General features: G+C 47.6%; 13 protein-coding genes. 6 read left to right on the top strand and 7 right to left on the bottom strand.

Annotated features, from left to right (window positions below):
• Positions 1-30 precede the first annotated feature (30 nt).
• The gene (gene fadE / locus FIU82_RS09470; protein WP_152440941.1) at positions 31-2490 is read right to left on the bottom strand and encodes an acyl-CoA dehydrogenase FadE; all 2460 of its coding nucleotides are present in this window, start codon (positions 2488-2490) and stop codon (positions 31-33) included.
• Between the two features lie 452 nt (positions 2491-2942).
• On the opposite strand from fadE, the gene FIU82_RS09465 reads away from it, so the two are divergent.
• The 5 genes from FIU82_RS09465 to FIU82_RS09445 all read left to right on the top strand — a co-directional run bounded on the left by FIU82_RS09465 (position 2943) and on the right by FIU82_RS09445 (position 11995).
• Positions 2943-3707, top strand: coding sequence for a class II glutamine amidotransferase (locus FIU82_RS09465; RefSeq protein ID WP_022946720.1), 765 nt, complete (start codon positions 2943-2945; stop codon positions 3705-3707).
• A 108-nt stretch (positions 3708-3815) separates the two neighbouring features.
• Positions 3816-4766, top strand: coding sequence for an acetoacetate decarboxylase (locus FIU82_RS09460; protein WP_022946721.1), 951 nt, complete (start codon positions 3816-3818; stop codon positions 4764-4766).
• Positions 4759-6975: an NAD(P)-binding protein gene (locus tag FIU82_RS09455; RefSeq protein WP_152440940.1), complete on the top strand. Its 2217-nt coding sequence runs from the start codon at positions 4759-4761 to the stop codon at positions 6973-6975. The genes FIU82_RS09460 and FIU82_RS09455 overlap by 8 nt, the downstream gene beginning before the upstream one ends.
• A 53-nt stretch (positions 6976-7028) precedes the next feature.
• The gene (locus FIU82_RS09450; RefSeq protein WP_253946311.1) at positions 7029-9284 is read left to right on the top strand and encodes a TonB-dependent receptor; all 2256 of its coding nucleotides are present in this window, start codon (positions 7029-7031) and stop codon (positions 9282-9284) included.
• 20 nt (positions 9285-9304) lie between these two features.
• A complete protein-coding gene (locus FIU82_RS09445) occupies positions 9305-11995 on the top strand; it encodes a 7TM diverse intracellular signaling domain-containing protein (protein WP_253946310.1) in 2691 nt (896 codons plus the stop codon).
• Positions 11996-12055: 60 nt separating this feature from the next.
• Here the strand turns inward: FIU82_RS09445 and rsmS are convergent, their stop codons facing one another.
• From rsmS to dinG, 6 genes are read right to left on the bottom strand one after another with little or no spacing between them, the layout of a single operon-like run.
• Positions 12056-12217, bottom strand: a complete 162-nt coding sequence (gene rsmS, locus FIU82_RS09440; RefSeq protein ID WP_022946725.1) for a pleiotropic regulatory protein RsmS — start codon at positions 12215-12217, stop codon at positions 12056-12058.
• The gene (locus tag FIU82_RS09435; RefSeq protein WP_022946726.1) at positions 12189-12479 is read right to left on the bottom strand and encodes a late competence development ComFB family protein; all 291 of its coding nucleotides are present in this window, start codon (positions 12477-12479) and stop codon (positions 12189-12191) included. Before FIU82_RS09435 ends, rsmS begins: the two co-directional genes overlap by 29 nt.
• A gap of 53 nt (positions 12480-12532) precedes the next feature.
• Entirely contained in the window at positions 12533-13447 is a 915-nt protein-coding gene (locus FIU82_RS09430) for a histone deacetylase (RefSeq protein ID WP_152440939.1), read from the bottom strand.
• Positions 13444-14052 carry a primosomal replication protein gene (locus FIU82_RS09425; protein ID WP_022946728.1) on the bottom strand — a complete coding sequence of 203 codons (609 nt, stop codon included), beginning with the start codon at positions 14050-14052 and terminating at the stop codon, positions 13444-13446. Before FIU82_RS09425 ends, FIU82_RS09430 begins: the two co-directional genes overlap by 4 nt.
• A complete protein-coding gene (locus FIU82_RS09420) occupies positions 14052-14828 on the bottom strand; it encodes a TSUP family transporter (RefSeq protein WP_022946729.1) in 777 nt (258 codons plus the stop codon). The genes FIU82_RS09425 and FIU82_RS09420 overlap by 1 nt, the downstream gene beginning before the upstream one ends.
• Positions 14829-16901 carry an ATP-dependent DNA helicase DinG gene (dinG, locus tag FIU82_RS09415; protein ID WP_152440938.1) on the bottom strand — a complete coding sequence of 691 codons (2073 nt, stop codon included), beginning with the start codon at positions 16899-16901 and terminating at the stop codon, positions 14829-14831.
• A gap of 147 nt (positions 16902-17048) precedes the next feature.
• Here dinG and FIU82_RS09410 point away from each other — a divergent pair, with 147 nt between their 5' ends.
• Positions 17049-19349 (top strand): DNA polymerase II, encoded by a 2301-nt coding sequence (locus FIU82_RS09410; RefSeq protein ID WP_253946309.1) that lies wholly within the window; start codon positions 17049-17051, stop codon positions 19347-19349.
• Positions 19350-19411: the final 62 nt, after the last annotated feature.

Below are 19411 nucleotides of genomic sequence, written 5' to 3'. Positions count from 1 at the left end.
TCGTGGAAAAGTGCAATTGTGCACAAATTATTAAGCAGCAGACGCCTTTTTGTTTGGTCGTCTGCGCGCCGCTTTACCCGCGAGTAGGTCGGCGGGATCAAAGTCATCAACGTTGATCACATCCAAACGTTGCTGCTCGACATCGCGCAATTGATGGGCTTCTTGCTCACTGAGCACGCCTTCATTAAGGCCCATTTGTGCCACCTTATCAAGCTGAGTGAAAGGCAGCTTTTTGCCCGTCGCGCGGCATACCTTATCGAACAGCGGCTCCACAGCAAGAATGTTGCGTAGTGTCTGCTCTTGTTTACCGAGTAGGCTGTGTGGGCCATCGGTTAAGAAAATATGCTGTGACAAGCGCTCACGAGTCTCGTTAGGCGTTTGCAGTAGCTGGGCAATAACATGCTCTTGCTTATCGGTTGGCTTGCGCACTGGGCGGCCCCAAGGGAACAAAATAACCTTAAGCACACCGCGCAAAAACACTGAGGGCATGTTATTGATTAAATCAGCCAGCGCACGCTGACAGCGATACAAGTATTCCTGACAGGCCCATTTAACTAATGGCAAATCTTCTTTGCGGCGGCCTTCGTCGTTGTAGCGTTTCAAAGTCGCTGAGACTAAGTACAGGTAACTTAGCATGTCACCAAGGCGTGCAGAGATGCGCTCTTTGCGTTTTAGTGAGCCACCAAACACTGCCATACAAATATCAGACATCAGCGCCAAAGAGGCACTGAAACGCGCCGCATCGCGATAAAACTCTGTGGTTTCATCCTTATAAGGCACGCTGGTAAAACGCGCTCCGGTTAATGCTAGCCACTTCGTACGTACCAAGTTAGAAATGGTGTAGCCGATATGGCCCATTAGGGCATTGTCGAATACATCCAAAGCTTCATTGCTGTCTTCGATGCTGCAGGCATTCAGCTCGGTTAACACAAACGGATGACAGCGAATCGCGCCTTGACCGTAAATAATCATGTTACGAGTGAGGATGTTGGCGCCTTCTACGGTGATCGCAATAGGGGCACCTTGATAACCTCGGCCAAGGTAGTTATTTGGCCCTAGGCAAATGCCCTTACCGCCATGAACATCCATGGCATGCATGGTGGACTCACGCATTTGCTCGGTCAGGTGATATTTCAAAATGGCTGAAATGACAGATGGCTTTTCACCTAAATCAACCGCGCCGGTAGACATACTGACCGCCGCATCACTGGCATAGGCGTAACCGCCCAGTTTCGCCATAGCTTCTTCAACACCTTCCATTTTGCCAATGGGTAGGCGGAATTGGCGGCGAATACGGCTGTAAGCACCGGTGGCAACAGCAAGCGATTTAATGCCGCCCGTTGAATTTGAGGGTAGGGTAATAGCACGACCAACCGACAAACATTCAACCAGCATACGCCAGCCTTGACCAGCCATTTTTGGACCACCAATAATGTAGTCTAATGGCACGAAAACGTCTTCGCCTTGGGTTGGACCATTTTGGAACGGCACATTCAAAGGGAAGTGGCGACGGCCAATTTTAACGCCTTCCATATCGGTTGGAATAAGCGCACAGGTAATGCCGAGTTCTTTTTTATCGCCCAGCAAGCCGTCTGGATCACGCAGCTTAAAAGCAAGACCAAGCACTGTCGCGACCGGTGCAAGTGTGATGTAGCGCTTGTTCCAAGTTAAGCGAATACCAGTAACTTCTTCGCCGTTAAATTCACCCTTACAGACCACACCAAAATCAGGAATGGCACTGGCATCAGAACCCGCTTCGGGTGAGGTCAGTGCGAAGCATGGGATCTCATCACCTTTAGCCAAACGAGGGAGGTAATGGTCTTTTTGCTCTTTGGTACCATAGTGCTGGAGTAGCTCGCCCGGACCTAATGAGTTAGGGACACCGACAATTGACGATAACAAGGTCGACTTACTGGTGAGCTTTTGCAGCACACATGATTGGGCGTAAGCTGAAAACTCCAAGCCACCAAATTCTTTTTTGATGATCATGGCGAAGAACTTATTGTCCTTCAGATATTGCCAAACCTCTTCCGGTAAATCGGTAAGCTCGTGGGTTGCTTCCCAATCGCTAAACATACCGCACACTTCTTCCACGGGTCCATCAAGGAAAGCCTGCTCTTCAGCGCTCAGCTTTGGAATGGGGTACTGATGTAGTTTATTCCAGTTAGGACGACCACAAAAAAGATCCGCTTCCCACCATGTAGTACCAGCATCAATGGCTGACTTTTCGGTATCTGACATCGTCGGGGTGACTTTTTTGAAAGCCGCAAAAAGAGGTTTTACTAGGTATTGCTGGCGAACTGTCGTTACAGACAGAGGCACGGCAATAACTAAAAAGATAAGCCAGCTAATGATACCAAAACCACCGGCAATGGTGCCGACAATCATTGTTGCAACGGCAAGACCGAGGCAGGTATTAAAACTGGCGCGATGGTAACTGGCGTAAGACAGCACCACAATAAGCGCAAGTATAAAAAAAAGAAGTGTCATAATCTGATTCCTTGTTAGAGGTCTGACCACTAGCAGCTAGATTAGCGTTACTCAATTAGGGTTGCAAGCCCTCTTGGACTAATTATAGGGTGCTTGCACCTTTTATCACTGACAAATTTTAGTCAATGATAACAAAGGTGATAGGCTCTACTCGTTTTATGCTCAATCTAGTACGTACAAACGGCAATAATGGCGTAAGTCTGATCATTTTAAAATGGGCTGTGCACCTTGCCTTCTCGTTATTTATTCAATAATCAAGTGGTAAGAGTGCAGCCAGATAAGCAGGGGAAAATTTGAATTTGGCTCTGGCTTTTAACCCCTTGGCGTTTTTGTGAAATAATAGCAGTATAGAAAGCTGGCGAATAACCCCTTACTACTAGTTGCGCAGCTTGAATACCAAAACATGCTTGTTCTTAAGCTAGTTTATCTTTGATTTTATTGGGAAGTGTTAAATGTGTGAGTTGCTTGGCATGTCTGCCAACGTACCAACAGATATTTGTTTTAGTTTTACCGGCTTGTTAGAGCGTGGCGGAAATACGGGCCCGCACAAAGATGGTTGGGGGATCACGTTTTATGAGGGTAAAGGGTGTCGCTCATTTAAAGACCCATTGCCGAGTAGCGAGTCGGAAATAGCCAAACTGGTGCGCGCGTATCCCATAAAAAGTAAGTCGGTGATCAGTCATATTCGTCAAGCGAATCGTGGACGAACTTGCTTGGAGAACACCCATCCGTTTACTCGCGAGTTATGGGGTAAGGAGATAACCTACGCGCACAATGGTCAGCTCTCAGACTACAGTGATTTAAAGCCCTCTTACTATCGTCCTGTTGGTAATACCGACAGTGAGCTGGCGTTTTGCTGGTTGCTCGACAAAATTCGTGAAAAGTACCCCACAAAACCCAGCAATATGGCGAGTGTTTTTCGTTACGCAGCCAAACTGGCGCACCAACTAAGAGAAAAAGGCGTATTTAATATGCTGCTAACCGATGGTGTGTTTGTACTGGCGTATTGTACTAACAATTTGCACTGGATCACTCGCCGCGCACCTTTTGGTAAGGCCACGCTAATCGATGCTGATATGGTGGTTAACTTTCAACAGGAAACAACACCTGATGATATAGTGACGGTCATCGCAACGCGGCCATTAACCAATGATGAGCGTTGGCAAAAAATGCAACCTGGCGAGTTCGTCTTGTTTAAGTTGGGCGAGAAAATTTAACAACGTACTTGTTTAAATAATGTGAACAAATAAAAAGCCATCTATACTCGGTGCACGCGTTGCCCTAACTTTTGGGCCTAAAAGATTAAAACCAGCGAGTAGAGTAGGATGGCTTTACCTTATATTCATTACCCTTCAAACCCCATCGCCAAACCGCCGTGTGGCATGAAAGATGCGCGCATGTTCGGCTTTTTCTTAGCAGGCTGTGAGCAAAAAATGCAGCACTTTGTTGATACCACGTTGAATTCAATCGACTCCTCACCTTACTTTTTTAAAGTACTGGGCTCATCGCCGTTACTAAGCTTTACTGATATCACCCGCATCGCTTCGTTGCAGGCGCCCTTTAGTGAGTATGGCTGGATGCAAGAGACTGATATCATCATCTGGTTGCCCGTCGTCAAACAAGCAAAGGGTGACGACCGCGCTTTGCATCTATATTGGTTTCCTGCCTTTATTTGTGTAAATAACATTAATGCTTTAATTAATGGCCGCGAGATTTGGGGTTATAACAAATATTTATGTCGCTACAGCATGCCCGAGAATAAGCAGGCAAACAGTGACTTTTCGCTGCAACTAGAAACCTTTCAACCTTACCACCCAAACACACAAATGGCCTGGCATGAGCTATTACGGGTTCGTAGAGTGGATGATAATGACAATTGGCTAAGCGAAGCGTATGAGACGACTAAAGAGATAGCCGAGTTATTGTCGCAAGGAGCGCAAGGGGCGCACCTGAGCAAAGAGCTCATCAAACAGTTGTTAGGCGGGGTTACACACCCTTATTTAGATCAAATTTTGTTTAAACAATGCCCGGATGGAATGGCCCAAAACAGTCTTTACAGCGCCGTGCTGCACTCGCCCTCAACCATCAATGCGATTCATGAGGTGGGGTTATTAGAGGGGGAGTATGAGGTTGATATTCGCCATCTTGATGCCTTTCCACTGCAGCAACTCTTTGGTATCGCTACAGGTAAGCAATGGGCGCGGCTGCCTTATTACGTCAATATGGACTTTGAGCAGGCTGGAGCAAGGGTAATTGTGGAGCAAGGCTATGTCTGAGCAGCAAAAAATCGCGATTCTTGGTGGTGGCGTCAGTGCTATGACCGCTGCTGTGTATTTAACGGAAAAAGCCAATTGGCAACAACAGTTTGATATAACCGTGTATCAGCAAGGCTGGCGTTTGGGTGGCAAAGGCGCCAGTGGTCGCAACGCAAATATGGGCCAACGTATTGAAGAGCATGGCTTACATGTTTGGTTTGGCGCCTATGTAAATTCGTTCCGCACCATAGAGCGAGTTTATCAAGCACTGGATAGACCTGCGACTCACCCTATGGCAACGTGGCAACAGGCATTTAAACCCCATGATGTTATCGCCTTGCAAGAGCATATTAACGGCCAATGGCAGCCTTGGGCCATTGAATTTCCACGAATCGAGGGGAACCCTAGTGCGGGCACTTTGGATTTACACTTTTGGCAAATTGCTCGGCTTTTGGTCGCCTGGCTAGAGAAGTTTGTCGGCGATATAGAGCATGAGCTGGCACATAAACCTGTACTCACCACTCGGAAGCGGCGTGATCAGCATCTTTTAGCCAGCATTATGGAGCAAGTGCAAAGTACCTTCAGCAGTATCACTCTGGAGGTAAGTCAGTTTTACACCGAGCTACGTCAAGATGCGCAGCAGGTTATTTCTAACCCTAGGTTATTATTAGAGCAGCTTAGTGCTTTACTCAATTTGCGTGTTAACGACGAAAGTTTTAGTCACAAGTCGGATCGTTTGGGAACTTGGTATATTGTCCGCAAGCTTAAGCGCTGGCTGCGTGAAGAAGTTCGTGAATTACTCGATGACAATGCGAAGCTGCGTCAAGCCTATATTTGTGCCGATTTAGCGATTGCCATGTTGGTTGGTTTAATACGCGACAAAGTTCATGAGCGTGGCTTTGCCAGTATTAATGACCGTGATTTACGCCAGTGGCTTAGCGATAATGGTGCAGACCCGCACTTTAGCGTTGATAGCGCTCCAGTAAGAGGGTTTTACGACTTAGTGTTTGGCTACCAAGATGGCGATTTTAGCAAACCGAATGTGGAGGCGGGGGTCGCAGCCTTGGCTATCCTACGAATTCTGCTGTGTTACCGTGGCGGCGTAATGTGGAAGATGCAAGCGGGAATGGGCGATGTTATTTTTGCGCCCATCTACGAGCTATTAAAGCAGCGCGGCGTGAAATTTGCCTTTTTTCATCAGGTGCAGCAATTGTATCCCGACAGTAGCGGGCGCTTTGTGCAAAAGATTGAGCTGTGCAAGCAAGTTGATCTTAAGCACCCAGATTATCATCCTTTAGTGGATATCCACGGCTTACCTTGCTGGCCAAGTGAGCCGTTATATACACAAATTAACGCAGACCAAGCGCAACTATTAAAGACCCACAACATAAACCTAGAGTCACATTGGAGTGATTGGGAGGCTGTGTATGAGCGTCATTTCTCTGCACCGCTTGAGCGCATTACCCTTGAGCGCGCAGTGGACTTTGATCATGTGATATGTGGTGTATCAGTGGCAAGCATGGAGCATATAGCGCCGGCGCTTTTAGCAACAGACACTCGGTTAGCGACGAGTGTTAAGGAGCTTGGCACCGTGGCGACCCAAGCAATGCAGCTGTGGCTAAATAAAGACGACCGGCAGCTAGGTTGGCAAGCATCGACAAAACCGCCTATCCTCAGCGCGTTTTCCAAGCCCTTCGACACCTGGGCCGCGATGGCACACCTATTACACTGGGAACAGTGGCCAGAGGATAATCAACCAGTTAATGTCGCGTATTTTTGCAGCGCGTATACGTGCGCTGATTTCCCTCCCGCGAGCGACACGGGTTTTGTGCAGCAGCAATTGCAAAACGTGAAAAACAATTGCCTCAACAAACTCAAGCACAGCATGCATTGGCTGTGGCCAGAAGCTGGCGATAGGGAAGGCTTCCAATGGCATACTTTGTATGCTCCTGCGAGCGCACAGGGTGAGCAACGTTTTGATTATCAATATTGGCGCGTAAACCTCGACCCCAGCGAGCGTTATGTGTTGTCATTAACTGGCACGAGTCAGTACCGTTTGCATACGCAAGAAACCGACTTTAGCAACCTCTACATTACTGGAGATTGGATTAGCACCGGCGTTAATGCCGGTTGTGTAGAGGCGGCGGTGATGGCTGGCATGCAAACAGCACGGGCGCTATCCGGCGTGCCAACCCATATTAGTGGTGAGCGCGGCTTTTTACCTTGGTAACACGCTACTGTTATGACGAGGTTTCTTCTATACTAAGATCAATAATTAAATTAATGCGTTATAAAAAAATGACTTGGCAACTTAAGCGGACTCTGCTGTGTATACCTTTTGCTTGTACGACGGTCGCACAGGCTCAACAAACTTCAGCTGATGAGCAGATGGAAGTGATCGAAGTGTACGCGCAAAAACGGGCTCAGCAAGCCAGTGAAGTCGGTGTATCGATTACCTATATCGGCGAGCAACAGCTCACGGATGCGGCTATCAAAAATACCACCGAGTTAGGACGGTTCTCGGCAAATGTGAAAATATCGCAAAATGCCGCCGAAGGTACACCGCCGGCCATTAATATTCGTGGTGTCGGGCTGATTGATTACAATACCGCTAATACTTCCCCGGTCGGTTTGTATGTTGATGGGGTAAACAGCGGCTCTGCCAGCCATCAAATTGCTAACCTATACGATATACAGCAAGTGGAGGTTCTGAAAGGGCCACAAGGTACGCTTTTTGGCCGTAACACCACAGGGGGCGCAATTTTAGTGCGCACTGCACGCCCTGAGTTCGATAACTACGGCTACGCCAAAGGCGCTATCGGCAGTGATGATTGGCGTCAAGCGCAGCTGGTGGGGAATATGCAGCTGTCCGAACAGCAAGCTTTGAGAGTAGCGTTAAATCACCAGAAATATGATTACACCAGTTACAACCTAGCCCAAGCCTACCCCGAAGCCGGCCTTGAGCAAAATGACGCCCGGGTTAGTTATTTAGGGCAGTGGCAACAGCTCAATTGGTTCACTAAAGTTGAGTACAGTCGCTGGCAGGGACTGACACAGCCTGTCGGAAACATCGGAATTATATCTCCCAGCGATGGCTCACCTTGTACATTGGCTCAAATTAACCAAGGTGGGTGTGTTGACGCATTTGGTTTTAATGATGGCAGCGATGACTTCTGGGCGGTGAAGGTAAACAACAACAATGCTCATGAAACCACCCGTTGGGGACTCACTAATGAGTTAGGTTGGCAAGTGAACACTCACTGGCAAGCGCTCTGGTTACTGGGAGTGAGCGACCTTGAGCGCGACCATGGTTTTAATTGCGATGGCTCGCTCGCGCGGTTGTGCGAGGGAAACCTCGGGTTGCAGACACGCAGCTTGAGCAACGAACTAAGACTGCAAGGGCACTATCAGCAGCATCATATTACTTTGGGTGCATATCAGTTATCCGAGCAAATAGAGCAGTTAAATAATAATGATTTGCTGCGTGACTTTCGCGGCATCTTAGACCCGAGCCTGACGGCTAATTTTTTATACGATAACGAGATAGACACTCGCTCTTGGGCACTGTTTGCTCATGCCCAATGGCAGTTATCGCCGCGTTGGGCATTGATAACTGGGGTACGCTACAGCGATGAAACTGTCGAGTATGATTCTCTCTCCACACTCAATGTGCCGATTGCCGCAGACCCTCAAGGCGGCATCACCATTGATTATTACCAAGTCAGTGGACAGCAAGATGATGACGGCGTTTCTACGGAGCTGGCGCTGCACTACAATGATAGCCGTGATAACCTTTATTATTATCGTTATTCAGACGGCCACAAGAGCGGGGGCTACAATGGCGGTTTCTTATCTACGCCAGAGCAGGCGCAACAGGCTAACTACGGACCAGAGCAGCTTAGTGCCCATGAGATAGGGTTTAAAACGCCATTAATGCGCTCAGGGTTTGGTTTTGATGGGGCTATTTTTTACTATCAGTACGACGACCAACAAGTCTTCATGAATCAAGCTTCAGCTAACCCACAGCAACCGCCTTTGCAATTGTTGGAAAATGTCGCTAGTTCGCGTATTAGCGGAGCGGAGCTGGCAATGCACTATCGCCCTAAAGGGCCCTGGCGTGCACACTTAGCACTTGGTTATATCCCTAATGCAGAGTTTGAGCAATATACAGATCCCTTAGGCAACACCTTGACGGACCATAGGTTGCCATTTACCTCTAAGTGGAATATCAATGGCGCACTGGCTTACTCGTGGGTATGGACCAACGTCGATATGAGGGCGGGGGTGTCATTTGATTTCCAATCAGATTATTATTTTGATCAAAACGAAAACCCTATTGCGTCTCAAGGCGATTATACACTGTGGGATGCGCATATTGTGGCCGATTACCAGCAATGGCAAGCAAGGTTATGGGCAAAAAATGTGTTTGATACACACTACAGCCATTTAAAGTTCGATCTCAGCGAGTTTTTAGGAATGTATGAAGACTTCAAGGGCGAAGGCCGGCGTGTAGGTTTGGATGTAACCTTCCATTTTTAAGATAGATCCTTGAGGTTGTTGTGACGAGGCACTTAATACAGGTATTGATGGGGTTACTGTTGCTGATAAGTGCCCAGACACATTCGGCGAGTTTGCAGCACGTGGTGGTAACACAGAATTCCATGGATTTTGACGCGCCACCCCATTACTACCGCATCAGCGAAACAGCTCAATTACCGACATCAAAAAAACAGTTACTTAGCTGGCTGGAACAGCAGCCTAAAGTAGAGCGTCCGCAGTTATTTGGTGGGCGTTACGTCAGCGTTTACAAGGTCACGAATCAGTCTTCGCAGCAGCAGTGGGTGTATGCCCCCTACAATAGCGTGGTATCTGTCATTAATACGCAGGTATTTACGCAATCAGGAAGCACGCTTTATCAAAGCGGTGAGCGCGGTCAGTATGAGTTTGCTTTTCACTATGGGAAAACACTCACCCTGCCGTTAGATGAGTCGGTAATTATCGTGACCGAGTTTCATAGCGCGGCATTTTATACCCCGCCAAAGATAAAGCTATCTACGCCGAGTGACTATCAGCAGCAAGCGATTTGGGAAAACCTCATCATGATGCTGTGTTTCAGTGTGGGTATTGTACTGGGGCTCTATAACTTATTGATTTACCTAGGCTCAAAAGACAAAACCCATCTTTACTATGCATTTTTTACTGCTGCCTGGGTGTTTGCATGGAGTCACTTCTTTCATATTCCGAGCCAGCTTTTTGCCATCGACTTGACCGCTCTGCACTGGTTTGGCTTTATTCTAACACCTTTGGCTAACACCCTATTTTACATCCACCTGCTCAAGCTTAATGAGACCCATCCACGATTTGCCCGAGGAGCGTTAATCTTCTCATGGGTGTCGTTAATTGGTTTGCCAATAAGTGTAATCTCCCCCGGAGCTGGGTTTATTTGGGCCACATTCGCGACCGCGATAGCGCTGTGTTTAGGGCTTTACATTGGTATTAGACGAATAATGCAAGGCTACAAACCAGCCCGTTATTTTGTGTTGGCTTACATGTGTATGGCGCTACCAAATATGGTGGGCAACTTAACTAATCTTGGGCTATTGCCTTCGGTCAATATTAATTTGTATCACCTTGGTTTAATCGGTACAGCGTTGGATGCGTTGTTACTCGCTTTTGCCGTGGCCGACAAGTTTAGACTGATTAATGATGCCAATGTTGAATTAACTAAAAATCTTGAAGCAAAAGTGCAAGAGCGTACGGGTGAGTTGCAGGCGTTAACGGTTGAGCTACGGGATGCCAGCGAAGCAAAAACTCGCTTTTTGGCGAACATGAGCCATGAGATCCGCACTCCTATGACATCTATCATTGGTTACGCTGAAGGGCTGTTATTAGGGGATGTAAAAGCGAATGAGCAAAGCCAAGCGACCCATGTGATTGCACAAAACGCCCGCCATGTGCTTGGGTTACTCAATGATATTCTCGACATGTCGAAAATAGAAGCAAACCGTCTTGAAGTCGAAAGCGCGAAAACGCACTTATTTAGCGCCATAGGCCAAGTGGAGTCTATTCTTGGTAAGCAAATTCGCGATAAAGGTTTGGGATTTTCGTTGCATTACCACTTTCCATTGCCGGACTATATCTACACCGACGCCACTCGGTTACGACAAATACTGTTAAATTTAACCGCCAACGCCTTAAAATTTACCAGTGTTGGCAGCATTAATATTGATGTTGCAGCAAAGGGTGAGCGCCTTATTATCACCGTAAAAGACACCGGTATTGGCATGAGCGAGCAAGAACAGTTTCAGCTATTTGAAGCCTTCTATCAGGCGGACTCTTCCACTTCACGTAAATACGGTGGCACTGGGTTGGGCCTAAATATATCAAAGAGCTTGGCGCGCAAGCTCGGTGGCGACATTGACGTGCAGAGTATTCAGGGGCAGGGCACCGCTTTTACTGTAGATTTGGCACTTAAAACAACCGAGCAAACGCAGTGGTTAGAGAGCTACAGCAAAGCGCTCAATGCGGATGAGCATAGTGAGGACTGTATCGCTCAAAGTGAGCTGCATGGCCATGTACTGTTGGCAGAGGATAACCGTGATAATGCCAAATTGCTGCAACGTATATTGGAGCGCATGGGATTGCAGGTGACTTGGGTCGAAAACGGTCAGTTAGCTGTCACTCAGGCGTTGGAAAGAGACTTCGACCTAGTGTTGATGGATATCCAAATGCCCATTATGGATGGCGAGCAAGCACTGTCGTTTTTGCAAGCGACGGGGTGTACTACGCCGGTGATTGCACTCACGGCGAATACCATGAGCCATGAAATTGAGCGATATTTAAAGCTTGGATTTGCGGATCACCTTGGTAAACCCATCGACAGAGAGCAGTTTGCTAAAAAGATTGCCCACTATCTCGCACTGCCGGAGCAATTTGTTGATATTGATTTGCCTGAGTCGGATATGCAGGCTCTTCGCGATGACTATGTATCAGGGTTGGCTGAGCAGCGGGTGCAGCTAGAAAACCAATCCAGATATGGGGACCTGATCGGGCTTGGTAAGTCGGTTCATGCCCTTAAAGGAAGCGCTGCAATGTTTGGTTTCGAGCAGCTTCAAGCGTTAGCGGAGCAAGCGGATAAAATATTAAAAAGTGAGCACCCGGAACAGGCTATGGGGTTAATTGATGGCCTCATCGCAGAGCTGGCTAAGCTTGAGCACGATGCGCTTAAGCGCGACCCGAACTTATGTTAATGGGTCGCTTTTTCAAGTTAAAGCAAGCGAGGACAGTTGACGCGGTTTAGATTAGACGACTCAGTCTGATTGTAATCGCCTTTGCATATCTTGGCGCACAATATCCAGTGCCGCGAGCGCGGTACTTGGTTCAATGTCGTTTTGTTCCAACAGCATGATTAGGTCTACGGCTAATTTTACTTCTTCTGGTGCGTTATCGAGATTGTTCTCGGGTTTGGGCATGACTTCCTCGCTTTGCGATTAGGCTTAAGGCTACTTTTACGGCGGCCTCAACCTTCTCCTGCATTTGCTCAGCCTCAGCTGTGGATAGGTAAAATGCCATGTCAACATCAAAGCGAATATAGCGGGGTGGAAGTTGATTGAGCACCGTACAACATAGGTCCGCTAGTGTATCGCTGTCATACATATGCTGCAATTGTTGGCGATCGATTTCCTCTAATACCAACTTTTCGTAATAATTGTGGACGTCGTCATGTAGTTTCATAACTCACTGTTTTCCCGTAACTATACCATCTTAATTAGCATAGCTCAGGTTACCTAACTGTCCAATATAAAGCACTGATGAAATTGCTCTACAAGTTGCCAATGTACTTTGACAAGCTGCTCTACATTGCGTTGATATCCGCCGCCAAGCATAGTGCAAATTGGGATTTGATGGTGTTTAGCATGAGTAAGCACCTGAGCATCACGGGCGCCGACACCGGCCAAGCTTAGGCTCAGGGTTCCTAACTCGTCATCGCTGTGTACATCGGCCCCGGCATTATAGAAAATAATATCCGGGCGATGCAGACGCTGCGTTAACTTTAGCGCTTGTGTGAGTGTCTCCAAGTAAACACGGTCGTCGCAATGCAAGGGCAGAGCAAAGTCGTAGTCTGAGCTTTGCTTGATGCGTGGAAAGTTGCGCTCACCATGCAATGACAAGGTTGTAATGGCGTCGTCCCTTTCAGCGATGGCGGCGCTGCCATCACCTTGGTGAACATCTAAATCAATAATAAGGGCGTTATCAATGAGCCCCACTTGATACAAATATCGAGCTGCGGTGATAGCATCATTAAAAATACAAAAGCCACTGCCATAGTTGCCAAAGGCATGGTGGTAACCGCCCGCTAAATTCATCGCGGCCCCGTCTTTAAGTGCCGCTTGGGCTGCGCCCAAAGTGTTGCCAACTGATTGTAGGGTGCGCTCTACCAATGCGTCGCTGTGGCAAAAGCCGATGCGTTTTTGCGCTTTATCCGCCAACGTGCCAGTGATGAACTGATTAACATAGTCAGCATCATGAGCAAGCTCTAACGTGCTCACCGAGATAGGTTCGGCGCAACTAATAGTAAAACCTGATTTGAGTTCTGGGTGTGCGCACAGCATGTCGAAGAGTTGTTGATATTTACTGATTGGAAAACGATGGTGAGCAGGTAGGTCGAGCTGAGAGTAGATAGGGTGATAAAATAATTTCATCGTATCGCTTGTTTCTCTGCTAATTGTATTTTTTCTTCACAGGCGCTAATGGCCTTACGACAGCGTCCTAAGCGTGCGTGCAGCGCTAAGACTTCCTGATTTAACTTAGCAACGGTGGTGGCATCAGCGCCATGCATCTGTTGTTTGCGGTCGTCAATCATTTGCCCCAAGCGACGTTCAAATTCGTGATTTTTAGCCAGCTCTTGATAAAGCTCATTGGTTGGCTGAATAATTTTTTTCACCGCTTTTTGGTACTTTTTTGCCCTCGCCGTAGGTGTATTTTCTTTCGCCCACACAGAGGTTGCTTTAAGCACTTTGACGATGGCTTCTATTTGCTCGGTAATGTGCGTGAGAGCGAAACCATATTGATGACGACCTTGATGCTCAAGGCTTCTCGTGAGTCTTTCAAGTTGCGTTTGCACTTCATCAACGTAATCAACGAGCAGCATACTTTTGCTATTAAACACACTGCGATCGAACAATGCATGTTTGGATTGCATAAAACGATTTTTAGCAAACCAATTGGCTTTATCAAACTGTTCAGCATCGCTGCGCAGACGCTCCAGTTGTTGCTGTAATCGCGCTAATGCATGGCCAGAGCTCATTATAAATAAGCCTCATAGACGAGTTTCAGTGCTAGCACAATAACAACGGTGTTAAATACCGGGCGGATCATTTTTGAGCCGAAGCGAATAGCTGAATGAGCCCCGAGCCAGGCCCCTAACATCAAGAATAACCCCATGGTGGCGCCGAGTAAGAAGTTAACATGACCGAGTGCTACAAAGGTGATCAGCGAAATAAAGTTACTGACAAAATTCATCGAGCGGGCTAAACCGCAATTGATCAACAGGCTCATTTTATAAAGGAGGCTATTTGACGCGGTCCAGAATGTGCCCGTGCCCGGGCCAGCCATGCCATCGAAAAAGCCTAAGGCTAAGCCTTGGAGCCACTGTTTTATACGCATAGCGCCAGAGAGCAGCGGTAAATCGTTACTTTGCTGTGGACTGAGCTTGCCAAATAAGGAGTAGATAGCGACGGCGATGATCACCACAGGAATGAGTTTGTTGAGAAACTCGGTGCTCATACTATCGACCAATAAGGTGCCTAGGGTAGCGCCGATAGCGGTGGCTAGAATCGACGCAGCCCAGAATTTAGGGTCGAACAAACGTTTACGGTAATAGGTGACACTGGCTGTCAGTGAGCCAAAACTGGCCGCTAACTTGTTAGTCCCCAGAGTTAAGTGCGGGGGTAATCCGGCAGTAAGTAGGGCAGGTACGGTTAACATACCGCCGCCGCCGGCGATAGCATCTATAAAGCCTGCAGCAAGGGCTACGGCGCATAAAATGGCCCAAGTCGATGGGTCGAGAGCTAGTTCAAACATCTAATAATCTATTTTTCGTTTAAAGGGCGGCAAGGTATCGAGCATGGCTTTACCATAACGCTTGGTGATTAAGCGGCGGTCGAAAATGGTAATAACACCACTGTCTCTTTCTTTGCGCAGCAGTCTACCACAGCTTTGTACTAATTTCTTGGCGGCGTCCGGTACGGTAATGGATAAAAACGGGTTGCCTCCTTTTTGCTCTACAAACTCTGCTTGCGCTTCTTCAATCGGTGAGGTGGGCACCGCAAACGGGATTTTTGTGATCACTAGATTAGTCAGGTAATCGCCTGGCAAATCGAGGCCTTCAGACAAACTTTGGGTGCCAAACAGCACACTGCCTTGGGCATCATCAATACGGCGCTTATGGCGTCGGATCAGTGTATCCCGAGAGAGCTCGCCTTGCATTAAAATATCCCACCCTTGTTTACGCAAACGCTCTGCGACATGGTGCATTTGCCAATAGGAAGCAAACAACACCAGATTGGCTTTGGATTTATCTAGGGTATTGGGCAGTGCTTTGGCAAGGTAATCGCTAAACGCTTTGTCGGTTGGTTCACACTCGGTTTTGGGAATATGCAGCTGCGCTTGATTGGGGTAATCAAACGGTGAGGGCACCTTGATAAACTTAACTCCTTGCTCTGAGCGTAGCCCGCTTTCATGGGCAAAATGTTCAAAGGAGCCCAAGACGCTGAGCGTGGCCGAGCACAATACCGCTCCTGCACACTCGCGCCATAATTTATCTTTGAGGTAAAACCCCACTTCAATAGGGCAGTCACTCAGGAGGTAGTCATGGTGGTTTTTATACTCCATGCGCTTTATCCACCTGGCATGGGGAACGCTTTCGCTTTCTTTAGCATAACTTTGCCACAGCTTTTGTAGCGTTTCTAAACGGGCTATATATTGCCCACTTTCGGCTAAAATAGGGTCAGCAATAAACGGCTTCACATCGCCATCATTTACGTCGCTACTGAGCGCTTCGTGCATCTTGTTGAGGGTGCGTAGTGCCGTTTTACTGGCTTCACTGATATCTTTGGCTTGCACTGTGAGCTGTTGGGGCAGCACTCCGTGAGAGAAACGATAGGTGTCGTCTTCGGTATATTGAAAGTCTGCACTATCAAGCATACTCAGCACGGCTTTCATGCCTCTGGCCACATCATCAAGGGCATCATTGAGTTTAAACTGGCTACCTGATGCGCTGGCGCTAAAAATGGTTTGCGCCATTTTGCCGCTGAATTTGAGTAGTTTCTCGAGCCAATCCTGAGTCCCTTTTAAGGTGGCTGCTGCAGATGAAAAGTCGCGAGTGATATGCGGTAAGTGGTGCGCTTCATCAATGACATAAATACAGTTTTCTGGCTCCGGCAAAATCACGCCACCGCCGAGCTCCAAGTCGGCCAACAATAGACTGTGGTTGGCCACTAACACATCCATTTGCGCTATTTTTTGCCGCGCAAGATGGAAAGGGCAGGTTTGGTGTGCTTTCATCTGCCGTTGGCAGGCATGCTTATCACAGGCAATAAGGTGCCATACGCGATCTGGGATCACGTCGGCCCATGAGTCTCGGTCACCTTGCCACTGTTTGTTTTGGTAAGCATCATGCAGCTGATGCAGGCATTTTTGCTCCATGTCACTCAAAGGAGAGTTTAAAGTGGGCATCAACGCGAGTTGCTCTTGTTCGCCATTGACGGCGTTATGGAGCTTATGGGCGCAGATATAGCGCCCCCGGCCTTTGACCAAATCATAACTAAAAGTAAGACCGCTGTGCTGGGCAAAAAAGGGTAACTCTTTATAGAGCAACTGCTCTTGCAAGGCCACTGTAGCGGTTGCAATCACCAGCTTTTTATTACGTTTGAGTGCCAGTGGTAAGGCACCTAAGCAATATGCCAAAGATTTGCCGGTTCCGGTTCCGGCTTCGACCACGCAAATGCGTTGCTTTTTGTCATATTCACCAGCGAGTGTTTTTGCTATTTCTGCGACCAAGTAGTTTTGGCTAGCACGAGGGCGATAATCGTCCATGCTTGAAGCTATCCGCTGATGAGCGTTTCGGATTGTTTTTTTCAGCGGATCGGATAGCATGGTGTATCAACTTATGTATATATTTACAGTGCGACCATTTTAGAGTGTGGCTGCATATGACTCAAGTGACAATTCACTTATGTCGTGATGCTTGGGCAAAACATAGAAAACAACGCGCTGTATTTACTCACTTCTATAGGTATTCGGTTGGCTCCAATAGCAGGGTTTATCCTTTCCGCGCAAACACGGCAACTGAGCGATGGTATCAGCCATGTCTTTTGGCTTGCTACAGACAACGGCCCAGTTAAAGCACAAGCTGTCGCTGAGTCTGCGGTATTTTTCGTTGCCCAATCGCAGCAGCAGCGAGTGATAAAATTGCTCCAAGCCGCTAATTTGCCTTGTGATATACGCGCAGTAACGCTGCACTCTTTTGCCGGTAAACCCATGGCAGGGTGTTATTTTACGCACTTGAATCAGTTTTATGCAGCGCGAGAACAGCTTAAAGAGCAGGGGATTACGTTATACGAAGATGATATCCGCGCGCACGAGCGTTTCTTAATGGAGCGATTTATTCGCGGCGGCGTTTGGGTAGACGGCACCTCCAGTGCTAATGGCTCCTTAGTCCAAGCGCGGTTTAAAAGCCATCCTCACTACCGGCCCACTTTGCGGGTTTTATCGCTGGATATTGAATGCAGTGGCGATGGTGTGCTTTACAGTGTTGGCTTGGTAAGTGAACGGTTTAAAAAGGTGCTGATGGTTGGGCGTAGCACCGAAGAGCGTCCGTGGCTTGAATATGTTGAGGATGAGGCCGCTTTGCTCGTGCGGTTACAAGAGCACATACACCATATAGACCCTGATGTGATCGTTGGTTGGAATGTGGTCGACTTTGACTTTCAGCTGCTGTGCTATCGCGCTCAACAATTGGGTATTCGTCTTAATTTAGGACGCAATAACGAGGCGGTTGTGTGGCGCGGAGGAAAAGTCGCTAAGCTTATAGTTCCCGGGCGCGCTGTACTTGATGGCATTGATATGCTTAAAAACGCCACATATTACTACCCCAGCTTTGCCCTTGATAATGTTGCCCACGAAATCCTTGGCGAGCGAAAGCTTATCGAAAACAAAGACAAAGTTTCCGAGATTTCCCGGCTTTTCAACGAAGATAAACTGCAACTTGCTGAATATAACTTAAAAGACTGTGAGCTTGTATTAGCCATCTTTGCTCGTCTTGAATTGGTCGACTTTGCTATTGTGCGGACCCAGCTTACAGGGCTGCCATTGGAACGGCTAGGAGGGTCGGTGGCGGCGTTCACTAACCTTTATTTGCCATTGTTACATCGCAGTGGTTATGTGGCTCCTAATTTAGGCGATCATGGATTGACCTTCGACAGCCCAGGCGGTTATGTGATGGACTCGGTGCCCGGTCTTTATCAAAATGTTGCAGTTCTTGACTTTAAAAGCCTTTATCCGAGTATTATTCGTACCTTTTGTATCGATCCCATGGGCTTAATAGAAGGGCTCAATGCTCCTGATGACGCAATTGCTGGGTATCATGAGGCATTTTTTTCTCGCAGCAAACATCATCTTCCTGATTTGGTTGCCAGCCTCGCACAGGCCCGCCAAGAGGCCAAAAAGCACCGCGACCCTCATCTTCAGCAAGCTATTAAGATTATCATGAACAGCCTATACGGCGTGCTTGGCTCAAAAGGTTGTCGCTTTTATGACCCTAGACTAGCCAGTTCGATTACCCTGCGCGGGCACGATATTATGCAAACAACGCGACAGTGGCTGATTGAATATGGTGTTGATGTGATTTACGGCGATACCGACTCTACCTTTATCGCACTACCCGAAGAGCTTAGTGACGAACAAAGTCATACGTTAGCCAAAGAGTTAGTGATAAAAATTAACAACCGTTGGCGGCAAACACTTGAACAAAACTATGGAATACCTAGCTATTTGGAGCTTGAATACGAAAGCCTATATCGACCTTTTTTTATGCCCAAGGCAAGGCATAAAGACGTGGGAACGAAGAAACGTTACACTGGTTTATTGGTCCAGAAGCACCGAGAGCTCGTTTTTAAAGGCATGGAGTCGGTGCGTAGCGATTGGACGCCACTGGCGAGAAAGTTTCAAGGTGAACTGTTTCAAGGATTATTCACTGGTGCAAACCTGCAACATATCGTTGATAATTATGTTAACACTTTAAAGAAAGGGGATAGCGCTCAGCTCTTAACTTATGCCAAACGCTTAGGCAAAAACCCTGATGAATACACCAAAGCAACCCCCCCTCATGTGAAAGCTGCACGAAATAGTACTCAAAGTTACACTAAAGGTGATTGGGTTGAGTACGTTATAACAGTTGATGGTCCTCGCTGCACCCCTAGCAGTAGGCCACTGGACTTAGCACATTACCTTGAGAAACAGCTAAAACCCATCATCGATGATATTGCTGATGTGTGCGACGCATCGCTTCACTGCCCTCTAGATAGTCAGTTTACATTAATTTAATCTTAAAGACCTGCTATTTACATGCTGATTTGGTTTGCTCCAGATTTCCAATATGGTGTCGT

It is taken from the genome of Pseudoalteromonas sp. THAF3 (assembly GCF_009363775.1).
GTDB classification, from domain to species: Bacteria; Pseudomonadota; Gammaproteobacteria; order Enterobacterales; family Alteromonadaceae; genus Pseudoalteromonas; species Pseudoalteromonas ruthenica.
The sequence above is the reverse complement of the archived record's forward strand: the minus strand, read 5'-3'. Positions and strand labels throughout refer to the sequence as shown.